Below are 25299 nucleotides of genomic sequence, written 5' to 3'. Positions count from 1 at the left end.
TTATTCTAGGAATTTAAAAAATGAGTAACATCATCAAAGCTCTTGAAGAAGAGCAAATGAAATCAGACCTACCTAAATTTGCACCAGGTGACACTGTTGTAGTTCAAGTTAAGGTAAAAGAAGGTGACCGTGAGCGTCTACAGGCTTTCGAAGGCGTTGTAATCGCAATCCGTAACCGTGGTCTACACTCTGCTTTCACTGTACGTAAGATCTCTAACGGTGAAGGTGTTGAGCGTACGTTCCAAACACACTCTCCAATCGTTGATAGCATCGAAGTTAAACGCCGTGGTGCAGTACGTCGTGCCAAGTTGTACTACCTACGTGAGCGTTCTGGTAAGTCTGCTCGTATCAAAGAGAAACTTGCTAAGAAGTAATGCTATAACTAGCGTTCTCATCTTAAACGGAGTCCTTTTAGGGCTCCGTTTTTTTATTTGTGTAATTAGCTTGCTCGTTTCTTTTCACCCGACCTGCACTGTCGATGCTCATGCACTGACGTACACTCCACGCCTCTGTCTTGTTGTGAATAGATTCCTGATGCCGCTATGGCTCCTCGGAATGACAGGAAATGATGGTCAAAGATTATAGAGTACCGTGGTTAAAATTCGTCATTCTGGACAGCGACGAAGGAGCGTGATTCAGAATCTACTAGTCGAGCATGCAAGTGTTTAAGTTGTTAGCTTCATCCTTACTGTGAGTAGATTCCTGATGTCGCTATGGCTCCTCGGAATGACGGAAAATGATGGTCAAAGATTATATAGCACCGAGGTTAAAATTCGTCATTCTGGACAGCGACGAAGGAGCGTGATTCAGATTCCCCAGAAGGAACCTAGGGTATTCCTTTACCCTAGGTCTCAATTTAATACTGGTCTTCAGACCAGCCATCACTATCGGACATATCGGGTGCGCCTGGGATGGTGTTTTCTTCATCTGCCCATTCACCAAAGTCAATCATTTGGCATTGTTTACTGCAGAAAGGGCGATGAGGACTTTGTTCTCCCCATTCTACGTCGGCGCCACATTGTGGGCATTGAACGATGGTAACTTTAGACATAGTTGAGCGTCCCATTACTAATTGGTGTTAAAGGGTAGTATACCTAAACGAATTAAAGATGGCTTATTCAACGCGCTATTGCTGCTACGAAATTTTATCAAATATAAGCGCAATAAAGCGTTGAATTTTAGATTATGGAGGCGAGGCGTAGTGTCGTCTTAGCTGCACACAGCAAGTTCAAATTCAATATCTTGTGTGCACGCTTGACCGTTTTCAAACGACATGAACTTGATCGCAAAGCGGTTTTTATGGCCTGAAATCATAGGATAAACGCCATATTCCATTGGGATGTGAAGTCTTAGAATGTTGGCTTCATCAGCGTCACTTTGGAAGAAACCTGCACGACCGATTTGAGCTTTGAAATGTCCGGTTTCTCTAGTGAGCTTTAACCATAACGAAAGCGCATCAGATAAGGGCTTTAAGCTTGCTTGCCACTGTTGTGCATCACGCTTTTTACGTTCAATAGGTAGATGAAGCCAGTAGTGTAATGCTGGCAGGTCAAAACAGCATGAACCACCCGGTAGATTAAAGCGTTGGCGGATAGAGCTTAAGAAGCGATCTTCTTTTAGTGCTTGACCAAAACGCTCTGCACCCATCAGTTGGCTATGAACGACATCTATCTCTTGTAGTAGGGTGTTTAATGCGTCTTGATCGACGCCATCAACATTTAGCCAATGGCGGTACGACAGTCGTTGTTTCTCTAAATCTTTGGCCAGTTCACTTTTCAGCTGGATCTGTTCGAAGATTTCAACCATATCGAATAACGCACGGAAAAACAGTTGGTACTGGTGATTTTCGCTAAACCCAGAGGCCAAGTGAGCCTGACGCAGCAGAGACTCCACTCTTAGATAAATACGAGTTTTCTCATTTAACGGATGTTCAAATTTGTGCGTGGTCATCGACATAAGCCTTTGTGAGTTTCGTTCCTATTTTCGCAGATTTTTCTTACACATGGCTAGGTACTTTTCGTGCAAATCTGTGATTTGAAGCAAAAGATCAGGGTCACTTGGATTATTCTTAACCACATCGTCTGCAAGCGCGAGCCTTTGCTCCCTTGATGCTTGAGAGGCAAGGATGGCGCGAACTTGATCTTCACTCACATTGTCTCGTTTCATCGTGCGAGATATCTGTGTATTCGGTTCTACATCGACGACAAGAATGCGATCACACAAACTATCTAGCTTGTTTTCTACGAGCAACGGCACCACAAGTAACGCATACTCTGAAGTGACTTGCTGCAAATCTTCGATCATCTTTTCACGAATTATCGGGTGCAACAGTGCGTTGAGCCATGCTTTTTCATCTGAATTCGAAAAGATTTTTTCTCTCAGCTTTGCGCGATCTAAAGTTTGGTCTTCACGAACGATATCGTGACCAAAGTGTTCAATAATCGCGTTTAGGCCGGGAGTACCTGGCTCGACAACTTCTCTTGCTACAATGTCGGCATCGACGATATCGATTTTAAATTGTTGTTTGAACAGATTCGCGACGGTTGTTTTTCCACTAGCGATACCACCTGTTAAACCAATAACCAAAGCCATTTACACTCCTAGAACTGAAGTAAAGTACCAGTTTAAAATCTGGTCGCCCCAAATTAAGCTTATCCAACCAGCAATTGCTAAGTAAGGACCGAAAGGGAAAGCTTTTTCAATTCCCTGCTTTTGCAAGCGTAGTTGAATGATGCCAAATACGATGCCAACCACAGAAGAAAGTAGAATGATCATCGGCAGTGACTGCCAACCTAGCCAAGCTCCTAGTGCCGCTAGTAGTTTAAAATCACCATACCCCATTCCTTCTTTACCGGTAAGTAACTTAAAGCCCCAGTAAACGGACCAGAGACATAGGTAACCAGCAATAGCACCAATGACAGAATCTTGTAGAGTAACAGGACTTATTTCGACTAATGCTAAGGCAATGCCAGCCCAAGTTAATGGTAATGTTAATTGGTCAGGTAACAACATAGTATCGAGATCGATAAATGTTGCGGCGATTAAGATAAAAGTAAAAAAGAGTAGGGCAACGGTAAAGTAACTAAAACCAAAGTAATAAGCTATAAAGCCTGAACAGAACGCGGTGAGCAGTTCAATCAGTGGATAGCGTGCACTAATGGTTGCCTGACAGTTGTGACATTTGCCTTTTAAAAGCAGCCAGCTAATCACAGGAATGTTGTCGCGAATACGTATCGGTGTTGCGCATTTCTGGCAGGAGGAGCGTGGGACGCTCAAGGTCAGCACTTCTTTAGGAGGTTCTATTTTGTATTCAGGAAATGACTCGGCACATTCGCGTCGCCATTCTAGTTCCATGATTTTAGGTAGTCGATAAATAACCACATTGAGGAAGCTACCCACGATCAGACCGAAGATGGTGGCAAACACAACGAATAGCCAAGGGTAGTACTGGAATACTTCCATATTTGTCTCTTGAGCGATGAGTGAAATCAGCAAGATGCTGTTTTAAAGGAGTTAACAGCTCATTCTAGCCCAATACACTCATTAAGTTAAAGATTGGCAAGTACATTGCTGTCACTAATCCGCCAACAACGATACCTAAAAATACGATAATTAGTGGCTCTAGAATTTTACTAAGGTTGTCGACGGTGTTGTCGACTTCAAACTCGTAGATCGTTGCAACTTTATTGAGCATATCGTCAAGTCGACCAGACTCTTCACCGATCATAACCATTTGTAACACCAATTCAGGGAACACATTACAGTTACGCATGGCAACATACATTGGCATACCTGCGGCGGTATCACGGTAAACTTCTTCTATGGCGAGTTGATAGTGTAAGTTTCCTGAGGTTTTTGATGTGGTTTTTAAACTGGTTAGAATTGGAATACCCGCTGTAAAGCTTGTGGCGAGTGTTCGACTAAATTTGGCGATAGCGGCTTTTGATAATACAGGCCCAAGGACCGGAAATTTAAGCACAGAGCGGTTGAGCATTAAGCGAAAAGAATCTGAACGCTTAGAGAGGATTCTCGCCGAAATGAATAAACTAATGGAGCCTAGTGCGATAAACGGACTCCAGTTTTGTGTCCAGGCGGAAAGATCTAATACTTGCCTGGTAAACCACGGTAAGTCAGCACCAAAACCAACAAACATTTTTTCAAACTCGGGAATGACTTTGGTGAGCATGATAAACGACACGCCTAACGCGACTAGTACTACCATCGCTGGGTAGATCAGTGCTTTGATCACTTTCGCACGGAGTTGTTCATTTTTTTCTCGGTAGGTGGCTAAGCGCTCGAACACTTCCGCTAAGTTACCGGATTGCTCACCTGTGGCGATAAGATCGGTATAGAGTGGGTCAAAGTGTTCACTTGCAGTGCGCATGGCTTTTGACATGGGCGTCCCCGCTTCAACGGCGCGTGTCACGCTCATCAAAATGGATTTCATCTCTGCTTTTTTGTGATTTTCTGATACCAATTTTAAAGCCTGAACTAAGGGTACACCGGTTATCAACATCGTCGAAATCTGACGGGTAAACACCGTGATGTCTCTGGCTTTCACGCGATGGCTGAGTTTAGTGAGAAACGAAATACTGCTTTTCTTTAACTTCTTGATCTTGATGTGCTGTGCGTCTAGACGCTCGCGTACTTCAATTTCTGTCATCGCGAGGGTTTGCCCAGATGTCTTTTTGCCTGAACTGTTGATGCCTTTCCAGCGGAAGTTTTTAAGTTGTGGTGTAGTGCTTTTCATAGAGGTGACTGCTGATTAAAGGATTAAAAATAAAGTACGCGCTGTAGTTCACTAAAACTTGTGATCCCTTGTTTGAGTTTTTCTATGCCCGACATTTGTAACGTGCTCATACCATTTGCGATGGCGAGTTTTTCTAGTTCATGTACCGAGGCGCCTTTAATAAGCGCTTCGGAAAGAAATTCATCAAAGCGCATCACTTCATAAATCCCCGTTCGGCCGGAATAACCATGGGTACACTCATTGCATCCATCGGGATTGGCTTTAAAAATGTTGTCGCTTGTTTGAATTCCGAGATGTTGTAGCTGAACGGTAAGCTCTTGCGACTGTTTGCAGTGCGAGCACAGTTTTCGGGCCAAGCGCTGGGCAATAATCAAACTAAGAGATGAGGCCAAGTTAAAGCTTTCTACGCCCATGTTTGATAAACGAATCACCGTTTCAGCCGCAGAATTGGTATGCAAGGTTGAAAGTACTAAGTGACCGGTTTGCGATGCTTTTATAGCGATTTCGGCGGTATCTAAATCACGAATCTCACCGACCATTACTACATCGGGGTCTTGACGTAAGAAAGAGCGCAGGGCTTCGGCAAAACCAAAACCAATCTTAGGCTGAACTTGAACTTGGTTAATGCCCGATAAGTTAATTTCTACTGGGTCTTCTGCCGTGGAAATGTTGATTTCTGGTTTATTGAGAATACTCAGCCCAGTGTACAGAGAAACGGTTTTCCCGCTCCCAGTTGGGCCTGTCATCAGAATCATGCCTTGTGGGCGACGGAGCGCATCCAAGTACAATTGTTTTTGTTGTTCGCTATAACCAAGCTTGTCGATATCCAGTGACGCAGAGCTGCTGTCGAGCAGTCGTAGTACAATTTTCTCTCCAAATAGAGTAGGCAGCGTGGATACACGCATATCAATTGCGGTGTCTTGATTCAACTTGAGCTTAATACGCCCATCTTGTGGTAAACGTCGCTCTGCAATATCAAGCTTAGAGAGGATTTTGATACGAGCGGATAAGCGGCGACTCAAGTGACTTGGTGGCTGCTGTGTTTCAATTAAGATGCCATCACAGCGCAGGCGCACGCGGTACATCTTTTCATAAGGCTCAAAGTGGATATCGGATGCGCCTTTGCGCACAGCGTCCAATAGAATTTGGTTGATGTAACGGCTAACAGGAGACTCATCTTGGCTCAAGTCTTCAATGTTGTCGATTTCATCTGCGCCCACGTCAACCAGATTGGCTAACTCTTCTTGGTTGATCTCTTTTAACCCGGACTTCTCATGACTCAATGAACGACCATACAAGCGTCGAATTGCCGCGCTGAGTTGACTAAATTCCCCCAAGACCAATTCAACCTGTAAACCAGTGGCAAAGCGGAAGTCATCTTCGGCTTGTTGGTTGGTGGGGTCGGCAACGGCGAGTAATAACGTTGAAGACGTACGCTGGAGTGGGAGTGCGTTATGCCGCGTGATTAATTCCCTAAGGCCAAGTTGCTGACAAAGCGAAGCATACTCGTACTGAGATAACTCGGGCTGATTTAAACCAAAGAGAGAACTTAAGTGCTCAGCGAGTTCGCTTGATGTAAATAATCCAGAACTGAGTAAAGCCTCTGGCATCGAAATGCCAGAAGCTTTGACTTGCTCTATTAACGATTCTTCTTGGGAAAACGTCAGTAACCCTTTTTGGCGAAGAATGGTTGAGAGGTTGGTTAGCATCTATACTATCGACAGTTTTTTGGTAACAAATCGTCTGTAACAGGGCTAGCTGAGGAGCCTTGACATGTCCAAGTACCATCAGAAGCACGAACCAACTCAAAGTTTTTGCTAGTGATAAGGTTACTTACGCCTGAGGCATTGAACGTGAACTTGATAGTGCCACCAGCTGAACTAGCAGTTGAAAATGCGATAACACCTGAAGGGATTGTGCTCGGTACACCTAGATCTGCTTCTGTTTGGTTAGCTGTTGAACCATCCGGAAAAGCACCATTTTCTACAGCGTAAGCTTCAACGTTAGTTTTTACACCAGTTAATGTAGCTAATGCGGATGCGACTTCTGATTTCGCTACATATTTTTGATATTGAGGAATTGCAATCGCTGCTAAAACACCGATAACTGCTACCACGATCATCAATTCGATCAGAGTAAAACCCTGTTGTTTTTTTTGTTTACTGTTTTTCATTTTAACCCTTTCCTAAAAATTAATAATGCTCTTGCATTGGCGAAAGATTATGGAGAGTTAAGGTGGGTTGAAAATGGGGAAGGGATGGGCTCTCGAGTGAGATAAAACTCTTTGGTGAAAAGTTGCATATCGCATGCAGAGTTTTGCGAGTAGTACTATTTTTTTAGTGGATAAAAAGAAAGGGCCAATTGGCCCTTTTAAATGATGAATTACTCACAACTCACTGAGTTAGTTGAAGTAATTTCAGATTTGTTGCTTTTATTATTTGAAGCGCATCGAAAGATCCATCGCTTTTAAATGCTTAGTCAACGCGCCTACCGAAATGTAATCGACACCGGTTTCTGCGTATTCTGCGATGGTCTCTAGCGTAATGTTGCCGGAGTTCTCTAAAGCGGCACGACCTGCGTTAATCGCTACGGCTTCACGCATCATTTCTTTTGTGAAGTTATCGAGCATGATGATGTCGGCACCAGCCTCTATCGCTTGTTTCAACTCTTCTAAGCTTTCCGTTTCTACTTCTACCGGTTTGCCTGGGTTAAGCTCTTTCGCTTTTTGGATGGCTTGAGTGATGCCACCACAAGCAATAATGTGGTTTTCTTTAATGAGGTAAGCGTCGAACACGCCGATGCGATGGTTAAAGCCACCACCACACGTCACGGCGTATTTTAGTGCGCTACGCAGACCAGGAATGGTTTTGCGTGTGTCTAGTAGACGACACTCAGTATGCGCGATTTTTTCAGCGTACTCTGCGGTAACTGTTGCGCAGCCAGACAACGTTTGGATGAAGTTCATTGCGTTACGCTCACCAGTCAACAAGTCACGAGCAGGGCCTGTCAGCGTGCAAAGGGTTTGGTTAGGTTCGACTTTATCGCCGTCCTTTACGTGCCATTCAATACTGACCTTGCCACCGAGCTGCTTAAAAACTTCATCTGCCCATGCTTGACCACAGAACACACCATACTCACGAGTAATAATCGTTGCGGTATTAACCGCATCGGCAGGGATCAAAGATGCAGTAATGTCATTATCTGCGTCGACACTGCCACCTAGATCTTCTTTTAAGGTATCAGCGACAGAGCGAGTGATCTCTAAAGGGAGTTGTTGTTTAAGGTATTCTAGGCGTTCTTGAATGTTGTGTGTGTTCTTCATCGCAAATCTTGTCTTGAAAGGGAGATGGCAACGAATGATACTCTCCGGTGTCAATAATTTCAGCAGTTAATTTGCAAAGTAGAGAGGTTGATATGCGCCCAATTATCGAGAATGGCTGGCTGACACAAGCAAAGCATGTTCCGTCACCATTTTTTGATGCCCGCTCTGATATAAACGACATCTCTCTGCTGGTGGTACACAATATCAGTTTGCCTCCTGGGCAGTTTGGTGGACCATACATAGAGGACTTCTTCACTGGCAAGCTAGACCCAAATGAACATCCATTTTTTGAAGTTATTCACAAAATGGGCGTTTCTGCACATTGCTTGATTAAAAGAAACGGCGAGGTTGTTCAATTTGTTTCTTTTCTTGATAGAGCATGGCATGCCGGTCAATCCAGTTTCGCAGGCAGGGAGCGTTGTAATGACTATTCCATTGGTATCGAGCTTGAAGGGACAGAATTTACTGCCTACACAGAAGCGCAATATCAATCACTTGCAGAGATCACTGAGGTGATTATGCAGTCTTATCCTCAAATCACCCCGCCACGAATTACCGGTCATCAATATATTGCGCCCTTGAGAAAAAGCGATCCTGGTCTAAGCTTTGATTGGGTGAAATATAGACTGCTTATACAGCGTTGATTTGTAGCGAAAGTGTAAATTCAAAAAAGCGAAATAAATAAGGCATACGATCAGGTATGCCTTTTTTTGATACCAGAAATATTAATGATTGTTAAAAGTTAACTACATTTTTACGCTCGCACATGCCGTTTTGGTGAATAAATAGACTGATAATTTTGTCATTTTCTGTATTTCTTTTCCAAAACTGCTAGCACGTCGACTTCCCATTTGTATGCTTTATGTAATTGGTCATACCAATTCTATTGCTGTTTTAACAGTCGATTGTTATCAGAGTGTTGGAAGCAAGCTCGTTCTATGATTTAGGTCAATTTTCGGCTGGACAGTGGCGTTTTAATTATGTTAATTTCTGCACCAACTTAAAATTGGTATTACCAATTACCTGCAAGAGTAGAAGAACAATAAATTATGGCTTATCAAAGGATTCGTCAGCCAAAACTCTCTGATGTTATAGAACAAGAGTTAGAAAGGTTGATAGTGGAAGGAACATTGTCTCCGGGGCAACAACTGCCTCCAGAGCGTGAACTGGCAAAACAGTTCGATGTGTCTCGTCCTTCAGTCCGAGAAGCCATTCAACGTTTGGAAGCGAAGCGTTTGTTGACTCGTCGCCAAGGTGGCGGAACATTCGTAAGTGAGAATATCTGGAAGAGCTTTTCAGATCCCTTGTTGAATTTGTTGTCTAGTCATTCTGAAACCCAGCTTGATGTGCTTGAGTCTCGTCATGCGATGGAAGGAATTTCAGCCTACTTTGCAGCTTTACGTGGTACCGAAGAAGATTTTGCGCGTATTCAAGGTTGCCTTGAGCGCATTAGCCAAGAGCAAGCAAACAACGATATCGAAGCTGAATCTGCGGAAGTGATGCAATTTTTGATCGCTTTGACAGAAGCCGCGCACAACGTGGTTTTGTTGCACATTGTTCGAAGCTTAGCCCCTTTGCTTGAGCAAAATATTCTACAAAATTTTAAATTACTACGTCGCCGCCCAGAAGCGGTCGAGAAAGTCAGTAAACACCGAGCCAACATCGTGGATGCGATTGTTTCTGGTCAGCCTGAAAAGGCGCGAGAAATGTCCCACTCGCACTTGGCTTACATCGAAGAAACATTGTTGGATTTGACTCGAGAAGAGTCTCGACGAGAGCGTTCTCTACGTCGAATTCAGCAGGGTAATGACTCGTAAGAGCGTTACTTAAATAAGTAGATCCAACCAACAGAAGGATAGATCGCCATGTCTGATATGAAGCATGACGTAGATGCACTGGAAACTCAAGAATGGCTACAAGCGCTTGAGTCAGTTGTACGTGAAGAAGGTCTAGAGCGTGCTCAATTCCTATTAGAGCAAGTTCTAGATAAAGCACGTCTAGACGGTGTTGATATGCCAACAGGTATCACAACTAACTACATCAACACGATTCCTGCAGACCAAGAACCAGCATACCCAGGTGACACAACACTTGAGCGTCGTATTCGCTCAATTATTCGTTGGAACGCTATCATGATCGTTCTACGTGCATCTAAGAAAGACCTAGAGCTAGGCGGCCACATGGCGTCTTTCCAGTCTTCTGCTGCGTTCTACGAGACATGTTTCAACCACTTCTTCCGTGCGCCAAACGAGAAGGATGGTGGCGACCTAGTTTACTACCAAGGTCACATTTCACCAGGTATCTACTCACGTGCATTCGTTGAAGGTCGTCTAACTGAAGAGCAGCTAGATAACTTCCGTCAAGAAGTAGACGGCAAAGGTATTCCTTCATACCCGCACCCTAAACTGATGCCTGAATTCTGGCAGTTCCCGACAGTATCGATGGGCCTAGGTCCAATCGCTTCTATCTACCAAGCTCGTTTCCTTAAGTACCTAGAAGGCCGTGGTCTTAAAGATACTTCAGAGCAGCGCGTTTACGCGTTCCTAGGTGACGGTGAGATGGATGAGCCAGAATCACGTGGTGCTATCTCTTTTGCTGCGCGTGAGAAACTAGATAACCTATGCTTCCTAATCAACTGTAACCTACAGCGTCTAGATGGCCCTGTAATGGGTAACGGTAAGATCATTCAAGAACTTGAAGGACTGTTCAAAGGTGCTGGTTGGAACGTAGTGAAAGTAATCTGGGGTAACAACTGGGATTCACTACTAGCGAAAGATACGACTGGTAAGCTTCTACAGCTTATGAATGAAACGATCGACGGCGACTACCAAACATTCAAATCAAAAGATGGCGCGTACGTACGTGAGCACTTCTTTGGTAAGTACCCAGAGACAGCTGCACTTGTTGCTGACATGACTGATGACGAAATCTTCGCACTTAAGCGTGGTGGTCACGAGTCTTCTAAGCTATACGCGGCATACAAAAACGCGGCAGAAACTAAAGGTCGTCCAACAGTAATCCTAGCTAAGACTGTTAAAGGTTACGGCATGGGTGAAGCGGCTGAAGGTAAGAACATCGCGCACCAAGTTAAGAAGATGGACATGACTCACGTACTACACCTACGTGACCGTCTAGGTCTTCAAGACATCCTAACTGACGAAGCAGTGAAAGAACTTCCGTACCTGAAACTTGAAGAAGGTTCAAAAGAGTACGAATACCTACACGCTCGTCGTAAAGCGCTACACGGCTACACGCCACAGCGTCTACCAAAATTCACTCAAGAATTCATCGTTCCTGAGCTAGAAGAATTCAAGCCACTACTAGAAGAACAGAAGCGTGATATCTCTTCTACTATGGCATTCGTACGTGCACTAAACGTTCTACTTAAGAACAAGAACATTGGTAAGAACATCGTTCCTATCATTGCTGACGAAGCACGTACATTCGGTATGGAAGGTCTGTTCCGTCAAATCGGTATCTACAACCCGCACGGTCAAACTTACACACCAGAAGACCGTGGCGTTGTTTCTTACTACAAAGAAGCGACTTCAGGTCAGGTTCTACAAGAAGGTATCAACGAGCTAGGTGCTATGTCTTCATGGGTTGCTGCTGCGACTTCATACTCGACAAACGACCTACCAATGATCCCGTTCTACATCTACTACTCAATGTTCGGCTTCCAACGTGTTGGCGACATGGCGTGGATGGCTGGTGACCAACAAGCACGTGGTTTCCTACTAGGTGCAACTGCGGGTCGTACAACGTTGAACGGTGAAGGTCTACAGCACGAAGACGGCCACTCGCACATTTTGGCGGGTACGGTTCCTAACTGTATTTCTTACGACCCAACATTCGCGTACGAAGTAGCAGTAATCATGCAAGACGGTATCCGTCGTATGTACGGTCCAGAACAAGAAAACGTGTTCTACTACCTAACGCTAATGAACGAAAACTACGCAATGCCAGCAATGCCAGAAGGCGCTGAAGAAGGCATCCGTAAAGGTATCTACAAGCTAGAAACTTACACGGGCGACAAAGCGAAAGTTCAGCTAATGAGCTCTGGTACTATCATGAATGAAGTACGTAAAGCAGCTCAAATCCTAAGCGAAGATTACGGTGTTGCTTCTGATGTTTACTCTGTAACGTCATTCAACGAACTAACTCGCGATGGCCAAGATGCAGAGCGTTTCAACATGCTTCACCCAGAAGCGGAAGCGAAAGTACCTTACATCCAAACAGTAATGGGTACTGAACCTGCTATCGCAGCAACTGACTACATGAAGAACTACGCAGAGCAGGTTCGTGCATACATTCCTGCTGAGTCTTTCAAAGTTCTTGGTACTGATGGCTTCGGTCGTTCAGACAGCCGTGAAAACCTACGTCGTCACTTCGAAGTGAACGCAGGTTACGTAGTAGTAGCAGCGCTAACTGAACTAGCGAAACGTGGCGAAGTTGAGAAATCTGTAGTTGCAGAAGCAATTAAGAAATTCGACATCGACACAGAGAAAACAAACCCGCTATACGCTTAATTAAGAAGGTAGATAAGAAATGGCAATCGAAATTAATGTACCAGACATCGGTGCGGATGAGGTTGAAGTTACTGAGATTCTTGTAAGCGTTGGCGACAAGGTTGAAGAAGAGCAGTCTCTGATCACAGTTGAAGGCGATAAAGCTTCTATGGAAGTTCCTGCTTCTCAAGCGGGTATCGTTAAAGAAATCAAAGTTGCAGAAGGCGACAAGGTTTCTACTGGTTCTCTAATCATGATTTTCGAAGCCGAGGGTGCAGCTGACGCTGCACCTGCTCCTGCGGCAGAAGCAGCTCCAGCAGCAGCTCCAGCTCCAGCAGCAGCGGCAGAACTAAAAGAAGTTCACGTACCAGACATCGGTGGTGATGAAGTAGAAGTTACTGAAATCATGGTTGCCGTTGGCGACAGCATCGAAGAAGAGCAATCTCTTCTAACTGTTGAAGGCGACAAAGCTTCTATGGAAGTTCCAGCGCCATTCGCAGGTACTCTAAAAGAGATCAAAGTTGCAGCAGGCGATAAAGTATCGACTGGCTCACTTATCATGGTATTCGAAACAGCAGGTTCAGGCGCTCCAGCAGCACCAGTGGCAGCTGAAGCTCCTGCGGCAGCAGCTCCAGCAGCGTCTGCGGCAAAAGAAGTGAACGTTCCAGATATCGGCGGCGACGAAGTTGAAGTTACTGAGATCATGGTTGCGGTTGGCGACACAGTGGAAGAAGAGCAATCTCTAATCACTGTTGAAGGTGACAAAGCTTCTATGGAAGTTCCTGCACCATTCGCTGGCACAGTTAAAGAAATCAAGATTGCAGCTGGCGACAAAGTGTCTACTGGCTCACTAATCATGGTATTCGAAGTGGCGGGCGCAGCACCTGCTCCTGCAGCAGCTCCAGCTCAAGCGGCAGCACCTGCAGCTCCAGCTCTTAAAGCAGAAGCTCCAGCGGCAGCAGCTCCAGCAGCGACTGGCGATTTCAAAGAAAACGATGAGTACGCTCACGCGTCTCCAGTTGTTCGTCGTCTAGCGCGTGAATTTGGCGTTAATCTTTCTAAGGTTAAAGGTTCTGGTCGTAAGAGCCGTATCCTAAAAGAAGACGTTCAAGCTTACGTGAAAGATGCACTTAAGCGTCTTGAGTCTGGCGCAGGTGCAGGTGCAGCAGCATCTGGCAAAGGCGACGGCGCGGCTCTTGGTCTACTACCATGGCCAAAAGTGGACTTCAGCAAGTTTGGTGAGACAGAAGTTCAACCGCTATCTCGCATTAAGAAGATCTCTGGCGCAAACCTACACCGTAACTGGGTAATGATCCCGCACGTTACACAGTGGGATAACGCAGACATCACGGCTCTTGAAGCATTCCGTAAAGAGCAAAACGCGATTGAAGCGAAGAAAGACACTGGCATGAAGATCACACCACTTGTGTTCATCATGAAAGCGGTAGCTAAAGCGCTTGAAGCGTTCCCAGCGTTCAACTCTTCTCTATCAGAAGACGGTGAGAGCCTAATTCTGAAGAAATACGTGAATGTTGGTATCGCGGTAGATACACCAAACGGTCTAGTTGTTCCTGTATTTAAAGACGTGAACAAGAAAGGCATCTACGAGCTATCTGAAGAGCTAATGGCGGTTTCTAAGAAAGCACGTGCTGGTAAGCTAACTGCGGCTGACATGCAAGGTGGCTGTTTCACTATCTCTAGCCTAGGCGGTATCGGCGGTACGGCGTTTACTCCAATCGTAAACGCGCCAGAAGTTGGTATCCTAGGTGTGTCTAAGTCAGAAATGAAACCGGTATGGAACGGTAAAGAGTTCGAACCGCGTCTACAACTTCCACTGTCTCTATCATACGACCACCGTGTGATCGATGGTGCTGAAGGTGCGCGCTTCATCACTTACCTAAACTCATGTCTATCTGACATTCGTCGTCTAGTTCTGTAATAGAAATTAGATGAATGAGAGGCGGCAACTTAGCCGCCTCTGCTAATCATAATTACCGACAATTTGGTTATCAGCCTTGCTTCGTTCAGGGTTTTCACAATCGAATTGTTGTCTAGCTCACAGGCTAAATTGATTTACTTTTCACACCATTAACATCTCTGTAAACTGTTAGCGGTCTGAAAATAACTGTTTAAAACAAATCTCTCTTAAACATAAAAAATCGATACCCACTCAGCCTGTTAGGGATAATGACTACAAGAGGTCAAAATGAGCAAAGAAATTAAAGCCCAAGTTGTTGTACTTGGTTCTGGTCCTGCTGGTTACTCCGCTGCATTCCGTTGTGCGGACTTAGGTCTTGAAACTGTACTAGTTGAACGTTACAGCACGCTTGGCGGTGTATGTCTGAACGTGGGTTGTATCCCATCTAAAGCACTGCTTCACGTTTCTAAAGTAATTGAAGAAGCGAAAGCGATGGCTGACCACGGCGTTGTGTTCGGTGAGCCTCAAACAGACATCAGCAAAATCCGCATCTGGAAAGAAAAAGTTGTTAACCAACTAACTGGCGGCCTAAGCGGTATGGCTAAGATGCGTAACGTAACAGTAGTTAACGGTTACGGTAAGTTCACTGGCCCTAACTCTATCCTTGTAGAAGGCGAAGGTGAGCCAACAGTTGTTAACTTTGACAACGCAATCGTTGCGGCTGGTTCTCGTCCAATCAAACTGCCATTTATCCCGCATGAAGACCCACGTATTTGGGACTCTACTGACGCTCTTGAACTAAAAGAAGTGCCAGAAAAACTGCTTATCATGGGCGGTGGTATCATCGGTCTAGAAATGGGTACGGTTTACCACTCTCTAGGTTCTAAAGTTGAAGTTGTTGAAATGTTTGACCAGGTAATTCCTGCAGCAGACAAAGATATCGTTAAAGTATTTACTAAGCGTATCAAAGACAAGTTCAAGCTAATGCTAGAAACGAAAGTAACAGCAGTTGAAGCAAAAGAAGACGGTATCTACGTTTCAATGGAAGGCAAGAAAGCACCAGCTGAAGCTGAGCGTTACGATGCGGTTCTAGTTGCTATCGGTCGTGTACCAAATGGTAAGCTAATCGACGGTGAAAAAGCGGGTCTAGAAATTGACGAGCGCGGCTTCATCAACGTTGATAAGCAAATGCGTACTAACGTTCCTCACATCTTCGCGATCGGTGATATCGTTGGTCAACCAATGCTTGCTCACAAAGGTGTGCATGAAGGTCACGTAGCTGCTGAAGTTATCTCTGGTAAGAAGCACTACTTCGACCCTAAAGTTATCCCTTCAATTGCGTACACTGAGCCAGAAGTGGCTTGGGTTGGTAAGACTGAAAAAGAAGCGAAAGAAGAAGGCATCAAGTACGAAGTAGCAACATTCCCATGGGCAGCATCAGGTCGTGCAATCGCATCTGACTGCGCAGACGGTATGACTAAGCTAATCTTCGACAAAGAAACTCACCGCGTAATCGGTGGTGCTATCGTTGGTACTAACGGTGGTGAACTACTTGGTGAAATCGGCCTTGCAATTGAGATGGGCTGTGATGCAGAAGATATCGCTCTGACTATCCACGCTCACCCAACTCTACACGAGTCTGTAGGTCTAGCTGCTGAAGTATTTGAAGGTTCAATCACTGACCTGCCAAACAAAAAAGCAGTTAAGAAGAAGTAAGCTTTTTCTGACTGAATGATAGAAGCCGCTGCAGTGCAGCGGTTTTTTTATGCTTGTTATATAGAAATATAAATGTGTGCTGATCTGACAGTAGACAATAAAAAGCCCACCAAACGGTGGGCTGACATATATCACGAGTTAAGCTTTAGTGTTCACGGTTGTAAATGCAAAGCATATCTAAGTATGAATTCACTAGATGTTTCAGTTCCGCTTCACCTTTAGCGCGGTTCGCTTGGACAAACAGTGAGTAACAAATACCGTGGAACAGGTTTGCCAAGTGTTCTGAATCGTGCTGGTCACACACCTCACCGCGTTCAATTGCTTTAATGAACATGTTTTGTACCAGCAACTGGTTAGTACGGTTAGTTGAAACAAACAATGGCCATACTTCATCACGTGTTGAAGCACTCCACTCGAACCATACTTTTAGCCAGTGACAGTCTTGGCTGACAAGCTCGATCATCGCATTAGTAATATTGGCGATGTTTTCACGTGCATGTAAGTCTAGGTCTATGTTATCCGATAGGAAGTTTGAGAACTGACGTACGACGTGATTGAGAACTTCATCCACCAAGTCTTCGCGTGTAGGGAAGTAGTTAAAAACAGTCGCCACAGAAACTTGAGCAATTTCTGCGATATCTGCGTGACCACCACGACCGATGCCGCGGCGCGCAAATACTTCCAATGCGATTTCCATTAACTGTTGCTTACGCTTAATTGGAGAAAGCCTAGTTCTAGGTCTCTTTGCAATTGAGTCCATATCCATTTTCCTTGCCATTTGAGTTGATATTGGGGGTAACCCCCTAATTGATTATTTTAATAGTTGCTTAAAGCAGTGATGAGTGTAATGGTGCATATGCACAAGGTCAACATCTGTAGAACAATTTATATACAGTAATGTCATTATTATTGATAAATTTAGCTATGAACTTTATAAAACTAAGACCTTCTTCCAAGATTTTTTGGCAACAGGATGCGACTTTCAACCCAATGAACGTGGTGATACACTACACGCCGTAAGATTAGGTGATCGTTTGCGTGCGACTTACCTCAACCCACAAATTTAGATTGAGCACAGTATGAAACATACAATAGAAGTCATGATTTCTGAGCAAGAAGTTCAGGAGCGAGTTCGTGAATTAGGCAAACAAATTACAGAGCGTTATCAAGGTAGTGAAGATCTTGTGTTGGTAGGCTTATTGCGTGGCTCATTTGTATTTATGGCAGACTTGGCACGTGCTATCGAACTGACTCACCAAGTTGATTTTATGACAGCGTCAAGCTACGGCAATACGATGGAAAGCTCACGTGACGTTCGTATCTTGAAAGATTTGGATGATGACATCAAAGGTAAAGACATTCTGCTTGTTGAAGACATCATTGACACTGGTAACACACTAAATAAAATCCGTGAGATTCTTTCGCTACGTGAGCCGAAGTCTATCGCGATTTGTACGCTCCTAGATAAGCCATCTCGTCGTGAAGTGAATGTTCCTGTGGATTGGATTGGTTTCGAAATTCCAGATGAATTTGTCGTTGGGGTGGGTATTGATTACGCGCAGAAATACCGCCACTTACCATACATCGGTAAAGTTGTACCTCAAGAATAATCATTGAGTTCAGCATTTAAAATATAAAAAAACGCCCATCTAAGATGGGCGTTTTTCGTTCAACTTTTAGATATGACTTAGCGACAAAGGAGCTTGTTGTCTGTATTTAGAATCGTCGAAAGAGCTTTCTGGTAAGACGCTTCTACGGTTTCCTTAGAGTTAGAACGAATGCCTAAGTACTCTAAGCGACCATCTTCAATTCCGTATACCACACCATGAATTTCAACATCTTGCCCACGCTCCCAAGCGTTTTGCAGGATGGTTGAGTTACCCAAGTTGTACACTTGCTCTGCAACATTAAGCTCGCCTAGTTTATCCGCTCGATCTTGTTGCGGCATTTGATCTAGGTAAGTGCGGTGTTTGAAATAGATATCTCTGATATGTAACAGCCAATTATTAATAAGACCTAGCTTAGGGTTATCAATGGCTGCATTTACGCCACCACATCCATAGTGTCCACAGACAATGATGTGTTTAACCTTAAGAACATCTACGGCGTACTGGACGACCGATAGACAGTTGAGATCAGTATGGATAACTTGGTTTGCAACATTCCGATGAACAAAGAGTTCACCTGAGTATAGTCCGGTTAGTCGCTCGGCAGGAACGCGGCTATCAGAGCAGCCAATCCAAAGAAAATCAGGCTTTTGCCCCTCTGCGAGTTTTGCGAAGTATTCAGGTCGATCAGATTTGATCTCTTGAGACCATTTCGAATTGTTTTCAAATAACTGTTTTATTTCCGGCATTTTGCAAACTACTTCCCTTAAAAGACAAAATCGCTGCCGCTGTTTGTGTGCACATGCAAGCGATCAGTGTTGTAACTATACACAATGTTACAATTTCGATCTCGTTAAATATTCGTCAGATAGGACTCATCTGACTAGTTTTCATTAAGAAAAAAGTAAAATCTGGTGAAACTATTTGTGGTGTGAATTTAGCCTTAATCTATTTATGGTTTAAATTTTCGCCTAGCTCGTTAAAGTAGTGATATTTTACTTTTTAAAATTGAATGCAGGGAAAATCAGCAGTGTTCGGTAGTCGTTTTGAAGATATCAATTTCAAAGGGGATGTATTTGGCGGGGTAACCACGGCGATTATCTCTCTCCCTCTGGCGTTAGCGTTTGGTGTTGCATCCGGAGCCGGTGCTGAGGCCGGCCTTTGGGGGGCAATAATGGTCGGTTTGTTTGCCTCGTTATTTGGTGGTTCTAATACGTTAATATCAGAACCGACAGGGCCAATGACGGTAATCATGACCGCAGTATTAACCAGTATGATGGCGAAATACCCAGAAACGGGCATGGCTATGACTTTCACGGTTGTCATGATGGCTGGCGCGTTCCAAATCCTATTGGGGACGTTAAAACTGGGTAAATACGTTACCTTAATGCCTTATAGCGTTATTTCCGGGTTTATGTCTGGCATTGGTGTGATTCTTATCATTCTACAGTTATCGCCTTTGATGGGACATGCTGCGCCTTCAGGGGGAGTACTCGGAACGTTATCTGCTTTGCCGGAGACCATTTCTAACCTTAAATTCAGTGAGTTGTTTTTGGGACTACTGACTTTGGGGATTCTTTTTTTCTTCCCTAAGCAATATCGTAAATACGTTCCTGCACAGCTCGTGGCATTGGTCGCGGTAACTTTATTGTCTGTGATTCTCTTTGATACAGAAGATATTCGTCGTATCGGTGAAATTCCTGCTGGGTTACCTTCTCTCGTCGCCCCTTATATTGACACAGATATGTTTGTCGAGATGGTCATTGATGCATTAGTGCTCGGCACGTTAGGTTGTATTGATACTTTGTTAACGGCGGTTATCGGTGACTCATTAACTCGTAAAGAACACGACTCAGATAAAGAGCTGCGAGGTCAAGGGTTAGCTAACATGATCTCAGGCTTGTTTGGTGCGCTGCCGGGGGCGGGAGCTACCATGGGGACGGTAACGAATATTCAAGTTGGGGCTCGCTCGCCATTATCTGGTGTGATTCGCGCACTAATGTTGGCGTTGGTTGTACTGGTTGCTGGCGGGTTAACAGAGCCAATCCCGATGGCTGTGTTAGCAGGCATTGCGGTGTATGTTGGCTTTAATATCCTAGACTGGAGCTTTATTCAGAGGGCACATAAGGTAAGCTTTTCCGGAATGGCGGTGATGTATGGCGTTATGCTGCTTACAGTATTCGTTGATCTTATCGTTGCGGTGGGTTTAGGCGTCTTTATCTCGAACATTATCATCATCGAGCGTTTGAGCCGAGAGCAGGCGCGACAAGTAAAAGCGATCAGCGACGCGGATGAAGATGATGTGCCGCTGACTGACAGCGAGCGTGGTTTGTTGGATCGTGCTAATGGTAAAGTGCTGTTCTTTTATCTTTCCGGTCCGATGATCTTTAGTGTTTCTAAAGCCATTTCACGTCAGCACTCTAGTATTTCGGACTATGACGTGATGATTCTCGATCTTACGGATGTACCAATGATTGATGTGACCGTCGGTTTGGCGTTAGAGAATGCGATTAAGGATGCTCTCGATGCCAATTGTGCCGTGTATTTATTATGCCCGAATGAGCGAACACGAGAACAGCTAGAGAAATTCCATGTGATTGACCTTGTGCCTGATGAAAATATGTACCAATTCCGTTACGAAGCATTGAATGCGGCGGTGGCACATGTTGAGGCAGACCAGTATCAGCGCATAACGGCGTAATCATTCTGACAGTTAAAAACGCAACAGTGTCCTGTTGCGTTTTTTTATGCTCTATTTTGTCTTACTCAGAGATAACCTTTACGAGGTAAGGGGTATATTTCCAATATTATCGAAAGGTTTATTTGTAATCATCGTTATTCAACGATAAACTGATGGACCTCCAATACGATACCCAAGGCGATTTTGTAGTAAACCGCTGCTAAATATTAGTCGGTATTAGTAATCACAAACAAACGGCAATCAAGACCTTATGTACGCATTAGAAATTGAACAACTGCGCAAGACGTATGCAGGTGGCTTTGAGGCGTTAAAAGGTATAAGTCTCCAAGTGAAAAAGGGTGACTTCTACGCGCTTCTGGGTCCCAATGGTGCAGGAAAATCGACCACGATTGGCATCATTTCCTCCTTAGTGAATAAAACCTCCGGAACGACGAAAGTTTTCGGTTATGACATTGATACCGACCTCGAATTGGCCAAGCAGAATTTAGGCTTGGTGCCACAAGAGTTCAACTTCAACCAGTTTGAAACCGTTGAGCAAATTGTGATGCAGCAAGCTGGCTATTACGGTGTGTCTAAAGTATTAGCCAAAGAAAGAGCAGAAAAATACCTGAAAAAATTGGATTTATGGGAAAAACGCCAAGAGCGTGCTCGTAACCTATCCGGTGGGATGAAGCGTCGTTTAATGATCGCAAGAGCTTTGATGCACGAGCCGCAATTACTCATTTTAGATGAACCAACGGCTGGAGTGGATATTGAACTACGCCGCTCAATGTGGGGGTTTCTGAAAGAGATCAACCAAGAGCAAGGAATTACGATTATTTTAACGACACACTACCTAGAAGAAGCGGAGATGCTGTGTCGAAATATCGGCATTATTAATCGTGGTGAGCTGATTGAAAATACCACCATGAAGGCGTTACTAGGTAAGCTAAGCGTCGAGACATTTATCTTGGATATTGAGTCAGAAGTCGAGGTGCCTGAGCTTGAAGGTGTTAATCGACAAAGTATTGTTGATGGCTCTTTAGAGATAGAACTAGATAAGAGCCAAGGATTGAATTCGGTATTCAGTCAGTTAACAGAGCATGGCATTAAAGTTCTCTCAATGCGTAACAAAGCCAACCGACTTGAAGAGTTGTTTGTCAGCATTGTAAGAGAGGGGAGTAATTAAATGTACGGTTTATATTGGACGGCATTTCGCAGCTTGCTGAGCAAAGAAGTCACTCGTTTTACACGTATTTGGGTGCAAACCTTAGTGCCGCCAGCCATTACGATGACGTTGTACTTCATCATTTTCGGCAATCTTATTGGCTCTCGAATTGGTGAGATGAGCGGCTTTAGTTACATGGAGTACATTGTTCCAGGTTTGATCATGATGTCGGTGATCACTAACTCATACTCGAACGTGGCGTCGTCATTCTTTAGTGCAAAGCTACAGAAGAATATTGAAGAACTGCTGGTGGCACCGGTACCAAACTATGTGATTATTGCTGGCTATGTGATGGGCGGCGTGACTCGAGGTTTGTTGGTCGGTGCAATTGTTACTTGTGTGTCACTTTTGTTCGTTGATTTGCAAGTGGAGCACTGGGGCATTATTGTCGCGACTGTCTTCATGACGTCGGTGGTATTTGCTCTCGGTGGCTTGATCAATGCGGTTTACGCAAAAACGTTTGACGATATTTCGATCATCCCTACGTTTGTATTGACTCCTTTAACTTACTTGGGAGGAGTCTTTTATTCGATTAGTCTGCTGCCTGAATTTTGGCAAGGCGTTTCTAAGATCAACCCAATCGTCTACATGGTGAATGCGTTCCGTTACGGCTTTTTAGGTGTCTCGGATGTAGGCATTATCACTTCATTTAGTGTACTTGCAGTGTTTGTTGTTGCACTGTATGCCATTGCGCATTATCTAGTAACCAAAGGGATTGGGCTAAGAAGCTAAGCCATTCTCATAAAGCAAAGAGCGGCGATTCACGCTGCTCTTTCGCATGCATAACAATACATACCCATACAATTTTTCGGTTTTTATCATGGTAGGTTTCAATCATTTGTAATAAATGAGTGATCCTATGAATATTGTCCCGCCGCCGCCTTTCTCCTATCAGTTACTTAAGCCCAAATATTGGTCTGTATGGCTGGCATTTGGATCTTTAGCGATTCTTGTTAATGTACTGCCATACGTAGTATTGCGAATCTTAGGTAGAAGCATCGGCTGTATTGCGATGCATGTAATGAAGCGCCGACACAAGATCGCTCTGCGTAATCTCCAGCTGTGTTTCCCTGATTTTACGGATTGGCAATGTAAGGACGTAGTACGAAAAAACTTTCAATATACTGGAATGGCGATCATCGAAACCGGTATCGCTTGGTTTTGGCCAGATTGGCGGATACGTCGGATAACCTCTATTGTTGGAAAAGATCGTTTACTCGCTGAGGAAAATAATGGACGTGGTGTGTTGGTGGTGTGCAGTCACCATTTAAACTTGGAGATAACCGCTCGTATTTTTAGCCAGTTTGCCCAAGGTTATGGCGTTTATCGCCCAAATTCGAATCCTGCTTATGAGTTTATTCAACATCGAGGTCGAACTCGTTTTGGACATCAAATGATTGATCGAAAAGACGTGAAATCAATGCTCAAAGTTCTGAAGAATGGTCATCGACTTTGGTATTTGCCCGACCATGATTATGGCGTTAGCCATTCTGTTTTTGCGCCGTTTTTTGCTGTTGAACAAGCGGCGAGTACCGTCGGGTCTAGTGTTCTCATTGATGCAACAAAGTGCGCGGTTATATCTGGCGTTACAGTGAGTAAAAATCACCATTACACGCTGTACATTGGAAAAGACATTAGCGAGCGTTTCGAGAGACGTAATGCGGTTAAAGCGGCAAGCATCTTGAACCAAGAGCTTGAGAAAATGATAAAACGTGATATTCCAGCGTGGATGTGGCTGCACAAGCGGTTTAAAACTCGCCCTGAAGGGTTAGATTGCGTCTATACGTAGAGTATAAAAAAGGTCGACTAAGAGTCGACCTTTTTACTTTTATGACTCAGAGCTTACTCTGCGCTCTCTGAGTTTGTATTGTTAGATTCAGCTTCTTCCTTCGCTTCGACAACCATATCTACCGTTTGGTTATCGATAAGACGAGCCTTGCCTAGGAACGCAGACATCAGAATGACAGCTTGTGTCGTTTCTGGTGTGATCACTTGTAATGTACGAGCATCACGAATGAAGATCTCATCAGGGTGCAGACCTGCAGCTCGAAGTTGGTCGCTTGCATCTTCGATGATCGATGCGTAGTCATCGCGGCCACCGCGAATGGCACTACTGATCCAACGCATTGTACGAGCAAGTACAGGCGCACGTTGACGCTCGTCCAGCGTAAGCAAGCCATTGCGTGAACTCATTGCTAAACCGTCCATTTCACGTACGGTTGGTACACCGATGATTTCAATGTCCATTGCTAGGTCATCAACCATCTTGCGGATAACAGCAAGTTGTTGGAAGTCCTTCTCGCCGAAGCACGCGACATCCGGTTGTACGATGTTAAACAGCTTATTCACAATCGTCGTCACGCCACGGAAATGACCTGGTCGAGACGCGCCTTCGAGAATTGTTGATAGGCCAGGGACATCGACGAAGGTTTGCTTATCCAGACCTTCTGGGTAGATAACTTCTGGTGTTGGCGTAAATACCACATCGACCCCTTCAGAGGTTAACTTGCTTAAGTCTTCCTCTAGCGTGCGTGGGTAATTATTTAAATCGTCAGCACGATCAAACTGCATCGGATTAACAAAGATGCTTACGACAACGATATCAGCGTATTCGCGTGCTTTACGCACTAAAGTTAAGTGGCCTTCGTGAAGGTTGCCCATGGTAGGGACAAACGCCACTTTACGACCTTCACGTTTAAAGGTTTTAAGGTGTTCACGAACTGCTGAGATTTCCGCAAAAGTTTGCATGCATTTATCCTCTAGGCAATGGTATGAGCGTCGTCTGGGAATACACCGTTGGCTACATCTTCAATGTATTTAGTAACGGCTTTGCGCATATCACCTGTTTCAGCAAGAAAGTTTTTGGAGAATTTCGGCATGTAGTTGGCAGAAATACCAAACATATCATGCATTACGAGAATTTGACCATCTGTTACGTTACCTGCACCAATACCGATAACAGGAACGTCAAGCACTTGCGTAATACGTTCAGCAAGCTCAGCTGGTACGCATTCTAGTAAGACTATTTGAGCGCCTGCTTCTTGCAGCGCTAATGCGTCTTTTACCATGCGGTCTGCTTTTTCTTGATCGCGACCTTGGATTTTGTAACCACCAAAAATATTAACAGCTTGAGGAGTTAAACCAAGATGAGCACAAACTGGAACTGATCGTTCAGTGAGCATTTTCACCGTGTCGACAAGCCAGTCACCACCTTCAATTTTTACCATATTGGCACCAGCACGCATCAGTTTAGCCGCATTTTCGCAAGCTTGCTCTGGCGTGGTGTAGCTCATGAATGGCATGTCTGCCATCAACAAACAATTTGGGCTACCAGCACGTACGCAACGAGTATGGTAAGCGATATCATCGACCGTTACTGGCAGAGTATCGTTGTGACCTTGCAAAACCATACCTAGAGAATCACCAACAAGAAGTACTGGCATTTCTTGGCTTTCAAACAGTTGGGCAAAGCTCGCATCATAAGCGGTTGAAGTAGCAAATTTACGACCTTCTTGCTTCCACTTGATTAGGTCGTTGATGGTCATTTTTTTCATGGTTTTATCCTTACTA

At 44.4% G+C, this 25299-nt stretch carries 23 protein-coding genes; 11 read left to right on the top strand and 12 right to left on the bottom strand.

The window, feature by feature from the left end; genetic code table 11:
* Positions 1-20 precede the first annotated feature (20 nt).
* A complete protein-coding gene (rplS, locus tag R7D93_RS12425; protein WP_005379971.1) occupies positions 21-374 on the top strand; it encodes a 50S ribosomal protein L19 in 354 nt (117 codons plus the stop codon).
* 482 nt (positions 375-856) lie between these two features.
* Here the strand turns inward: rplS and yacG are convergent, their stop codons facing one another.
* From yacG to nadC, 8 genes are all read right to left on the bottom strand, one after another.
* Complete coding sequence (gene yacG, locus R7D93_RS12420) at positions 857-1051, bottom strand: DNA gyrase inhibitor YacG (RefSeq protein ID WP_017635922.1); 195 nt, start codon at positions 1049-1051, stop codon at positions 857-859.
* Positions 1052-1209: 158 nt separating this feature from the next.
* Positions 1210-1950: a cell division protein ZapD gene (zapD, locus tag R7D93_RS12415; protein WP_005373086.1), complete on the bottom strand. Its 741-nt coding sequence runs from the start codon at positions 1948-1950 to the stop codon at positions 1210-1212.
* Between the two features lie 27 nt (positions 1951-1977).
* A complete protein-coding gene (gene coaE, locus R7D93_RS12410) occupies positions 1978-2592 on the bottom strand; it encodes a dephospho-CoA kinase (RefSeq protein ID WP_047102660.1) in 615 nt (204 codons plus the stop codon).
* The gene (locus R7D93_RS12405; RefSeq protein ID WP_017635919.1) at positions 2593-3462 is read right to left on the bottom strand and encodes a prepilin peptidase; all 870 of its coding nucleotides are present in this window, start codon (positions 3460-3462) and stop codon (positions 2593-2595) included. It lies immediately after the preceding gene.
* A gap of 64 nt (positions 3463-3526) precedes the next feature.
* Entirely contained in the window at positions 3527-4750 is a 1224-nt protein-coding gene (locus R7D93_RS12400; RefSeq protein ID WP_193838125.1) for a type II secretion system F family protein, read from the bottom strand.
* A 23-nt stretch (positions 4751-4773) separates the two neighbouring features.
* Entirely contained in the window at positions 4774-6459 is a 1686-nt protein-coding gene (gene pilB, locus R7D93_RS12395) for a type IV-A pilus assembly ATPase PilB (RefSeq protein ID WP_225496688.1), read from the bottom strand.
* A 5-nt stretch (positions 6460-6464) separates the two neighbouring features.
* Entirely contained in the window at positions 6465-6923 is a 459-nt protein-coding gene (locus tag R7D93_RS12390) for a pilin (protein WP_047008977.1), read from the bottom strand.
* A 261-nt stretch (positions 6924-7184) separates the two neighbouring features.
* The gene (gene nadC, locus R7D93_RS12385; protein ID WP_054576329.1) at positions 7185-8072 is read right to left on the bottom strand and encodes a carboxylating nicotinate-nucleotide diphosphorylase; all 888 of its coding nucleotides are present in this window, start codon (positions 8070-8072) and stop codon (positions 7185-7187) included.
* A gap of 92 nt (positions 8073-8164) precedes the next feature.
* Here nadC and ampD point away from each other — a divergent pair, with 92 nt between their 5' ends.
* The 5 genes from ampD to lpdA all read left to right on the top strand — a co-directional run bounded on the left by ampD (position 8165) and on the right by lpdA (position 16214).
* Complete coding sequence (gene ampD, locus R7D93_RS12380) at positions 8165-8716, top strand: 1,6-anhydro-N-acetylmuramyl-L-alanine amidase AmpD (RefSeq protein ID WP_042521337.1); 552 nt, start codon at positions 8165-8167, stop codon at positions 8714-8716.
* Positions 8717-9121: 405 nt separating this feature from the next.
* Complete coding sequence (pdhR, locus tag R7D93_RS12375) at positions 9122-9889, top strand: pyruvate dehydrogenase complex transcriptional repressor PdhR (protein WP_005379989.1); 768 nt, start codon at positions 9122-9124, stop codon at positions 9887-9889.
* A gap of 48 nt (positions 9890-9937) precedes the next feature.
* Positions 9938-12601 carry a pyruvate dehydrogenase (acetyl-transferring), homodimeric type gene (gene aceE, locus R7D93_RS12370; protein ID WP_005386612.1) on the top strand — a complete coding sequence of 888 codons (2664 nt, stop codon included), beginning with the start codon at positions 9938-9940 and terminating at the stop codon, positions 12599-12601.
* 19 nt (positions 12602-12620) lie between these two features.
* A complete protein-coding gene (aceF, locus tag R7D93_RS12365) occupies positions 12621-14519 on the top strand; it encodes a pyruvate dehydrogenase complex dihydrolipoyllysine-residue acetyltransferase (RefSeq protein WP_225496686.1) in 1899 nt (632 codons plus the stop codon).
* Positions 14520-14786: 267 nt separating this feature from the next.
* Positions 14787-16214: a dihydrolipoyl dehydrogenase gene (lpdA, locus tag R7D93_RS12360; protein WP_005379993.1), complete on the top strand. Its 1428-nt coding sequence runs from the start codon at positions 14787-14789 to the stop codon at positions 16212-16214.
* A 145-nt stretch (positions 16215-16359) separates the two neighbouring features.
* On the opposite strand, the gene opaR is transcribed toward lpdA, so the two are convergent.
* A complete protein-coding gene (gene opaR, locus R7D93_RS12355) occupies positions 16360-16974 on the bottom strand; it encodes a transcriptional regulator OpaR (protein WP_005379994.1) in 615 nt (204 codons plus the stop codon).
* A gap of 319 nt (positions 16975-17293) precedes the next feature.
* Here opaR and hpt point away from each other — a divergent pair, with 319 nt between their 5' ends.
* Entirely contained in the window at positions 17294-17824 is a 531-nt protein-coding gene (gene hpt / locus R7D93_RS12350) for a hypoxanthine phosphoribosyltransferase (RefSeq protein ID WP_005379995.1), read from the top strand.
* Between the two features lie 77 nt (positions 17825-17901).
* Here hpt and can read toward each other — a convergent pair whose 3' ends face one another.
* Positions 17902-18570, bottom strand: coding sequence for a carbonate dehydratase (can, locus tag R7D93_RS12345; RefSeq protein WP_005379996.1), 669 nt, complete (start codon positions 18568-18570; stop codon positions 17902-17904).
* Between the two features lie 281 nt (positions 18571-18851).
* Here can and R7D93_RS12340 point away from each other — a divergent pair, with 281 nt between their 5' ends.
* The 4 genes from R7D93_RS12340 (at position 18852) to R7D93_RS12325 (ending at position 23518) form a co-directional block, all read left to right on the top strand.
* Positions 18852-20522 (top strand): SulP family inorganic anion transporter, encoded by a 1671-nt coding sequence (locus R7D93_RS12340; protein ID WP_005379997.1) that lies wholly within the window; start codon positions 18852-18854, stop codon positions 20520-20522.
* Between the two features lie 250 nt (positions 20523-20772).
* Positions 20773-21690, top strand: a complete 918-nt coding sequence (locus R7D93_RS12335; RefSeq protein WP_005380000.1) for an ABC transporter ATP-binding protein — start codon at positions 20773-20775, stop codon at positions 21688-21690.
* Positions 21691-22461 carry an ABC transporter permease gene (locus R7D93_RS12330; protein WP_005380002.1) on the top strand — a complete coding sequence of 257 codons (771 nt, stop codon included), beginning with the start codon at positions 21691-21693 and terminating at the stop codon, positions 22459-22461.
* Positions 22462-22588: 127 nt separating this feature from the next.
* Positions 22589-23518, top strand: coding sequence for a Kdo(2)-lipid IV(A) acyltransferase (locus R7D93_RS12325; RefSeq protein WP_104975578.1), 930 nt, complete (start codon positions 22589-22591; stop codon positions 23516-23518).
* 53 nt (positions 23519-23571) lie between these two features.
* Here R7D93_RS12325 and panC read toward each other — a convergent pair whose 3' ends face one another.
* Both panC and panB read right to left on the bottom strand, forming a co-directional pair.
* The gene (gene panC, locus R7D93_RS12320; protein WP_005380005.1) at positions 23572-24477 is read right to left on the bottom strand and encodes a pantoate--beta-alanine ligase; all 906 of its coding nucleotides are present in this window, start codon (positions 24475-24477) and stop codon (positions 23572-23574) included.
* Positions 24478-24488: 11 nt separating this feature from the next.
* Positions 24489-25283, bottom strand: coding sequence for a 3-methyl-2-oxobutanoate hydroxymethyltransferase (gene panB, locus R7D93_RS12315; protein WP_005386592.1), 795 nt, complete (start codon positions 25281-25283; stop codon positions 24489-24491).
* Positions 25284-25299: the final 16 nt, after the last annotated feature.

Origin of the sequence: Vibrio sp. YT-15 (assembly GCF_033337445.1) — a bacterium.
Classification (GTDB): domain Bacteria; phylum Pseudomonadota; class Gammaproteobacteria; order Enterobacterales; family Vibrionaceae; genus Vibrio; species Vibrio alginolyticus.
The sequence above is the reverse complement of the archived record's forward strand: the minus strand, read 5'-3'. Positions and strand labels throughout refer to the sequence as shown.

What these genes read in the sequence shown, in the direction of transcription:
- rplS (WP_005379971.1), top strand. Translation starts at nt 21, where the DNA reads ATGAGTAACATCATCAAAGCTCTTGAAGAAGAGCAAATGAAATCAGAC.
- yacG (WP_017635922.1), bottom strand. Translation starts at nt 1,051, where the DNA reads ATGTCTAAAGTTACCATCGTTCAATGCCCACAATGTGGCGCCGACGTA.
- zapD (WP_005373086.1), bottom strand. Translation starts at nt 1,950, where the DNA reads ATGACCACGCACAAATTTGAACATCCGTTAAATGAGAAAACTCGTATT.
- coaE (WP_047102660.1), bottom strand. Translation starts at nt 2,592, where the DNA reads ATGGCTTTGGTTATTGGTTTAACAGGTGGTATCGCTAGTGGAAAAACA.
- R7D93_RS12405 (WP_017635919.1), bottom strand. Translation starts at nt 3,462, where the DNA reads ATGGAAGTATTCCAGTACTACCCTTGGCTATTCGTTGTGTTTGCCACC.
- R7D93_RS12400 (WP_193838125.1), bottom strand. Translation starts at nt 4,750, where the DNA reads ATGAAAAGCACTACACCACAACTTAAAAACTTCCGCTGGAAAGGCATC.
- pilB (WP_225496688.1), bottom strand. Translation starts at nt 6,459, where the DNA reads ATGCTAACCAACCTCTCAACCATTCTTCGCCAAAAAGGGTTACTGACG.
- R7D93_RS12390 (WP_047008977.1), bottom strand. Translation starts at nt 6,923, where the DNA reads ATGAAAAACAGTAAACAAAAAAAACAACAGGGTTTTACTCTGATCGAA.
- nadC (WP_054576329.1), bottom strand. Translation starts at nt 8,072, where the DNA reads ATGAAGAACACACACAACATTCAAGAACGCCTAGAATACCTTAAACAA.
- ampD (WP_042521337.1), top strand. Translation starts at nt 8,165, where the DNA reads ATGCGCCCAATTATCGAGAATGGCTGGCTGACACAAGCAAAGCATGTT.
- pdhR (WP_005379989.1), top strand. Translation starts at nt 9,122, where the DNA reads ATGGCTTATCAAAGGATTCGTCAGCCAAAACTCTCTGATGTTATAGAA.
- aceE (WP_005386612.1), top strand. Translation starts at nt 9,938, where the DNA reads ATGTCTGATATGAAGCATGACGTAGATGCACTGGAAACTCAAGAATGG.
- aceF (WP_225496686.1), top strand. Translation starts at nt 12,621, where the DNA reads ATGGCAATCGAAATTAATGTACCAGACATCGGTGCGGATGAGGTTGAA.
- lpdA (WP_005379993.1), top strand. Translation starts at nt 14,787, where the DNA reads ATGAGCAAAGAAATTAAAGCCCAAGTTGTTGTACTTGGTTCTGGTCCT.
- opaR (WP_005379994.1), bottom strand. Translation starts at nt 16,974, where the DNA reads ATGGACTCAATTGCAAAGAGACCTAGAACTAGGCTTTCTCCAATTAAG.
- hpt (WP_005379995.1), top strand. Translation starts at nt 17,294, where the DNA reads ATGAAACATACAATAGAAGTCATGATTTCTGAGCAAGAAGTTCAGGAG.
- can (WP_005379996.1), bottom strand. Translation starts at nt 18,570, where the DNA reads ATGCCGGAAATAAAACAGTTATTTGAAAACAATTCGAAATGGTCTCAA.
- R7D93_RS12335 (WP_005380000.1), top strand. Translation starts at nt 20,773, where the DNA reads ATGTACGCATTAGAAATTGAACAACTGCGCAAGACGTATGCAGGTGGC.
- R7D93_RS12330 (WP_005380002.1), top strand. Translation starts at nt 21,691, where the DNA reads ATGTACGGTTTATATTGGACGGCATTTCGCAGCTTGCTGAGCAAAGAA.
- R7D93_RS12325 (WP_104975578.1), top strand. Translation starts at nt 22,589, where the DNA reads ATGAATATTGTCCCGCCGCCGCCTTTCTCCTATCAGTTACTTAAGCCC.
- panC (WP_005380005.1), bottom strand. Translation starts at nt 24,477, where the DNA reads ATGCAAACTTTTGCGGAAATCTCAGCAGTTCGTGAACACCTTAAAACC.
- panB (WP_005386592.1), bottom strand. Translation starts at nt 25,283, where the DNA reads ATGAAAAAAATGACCATCAACGACCTAATCAAGTGGAAGCAAGAAGGT.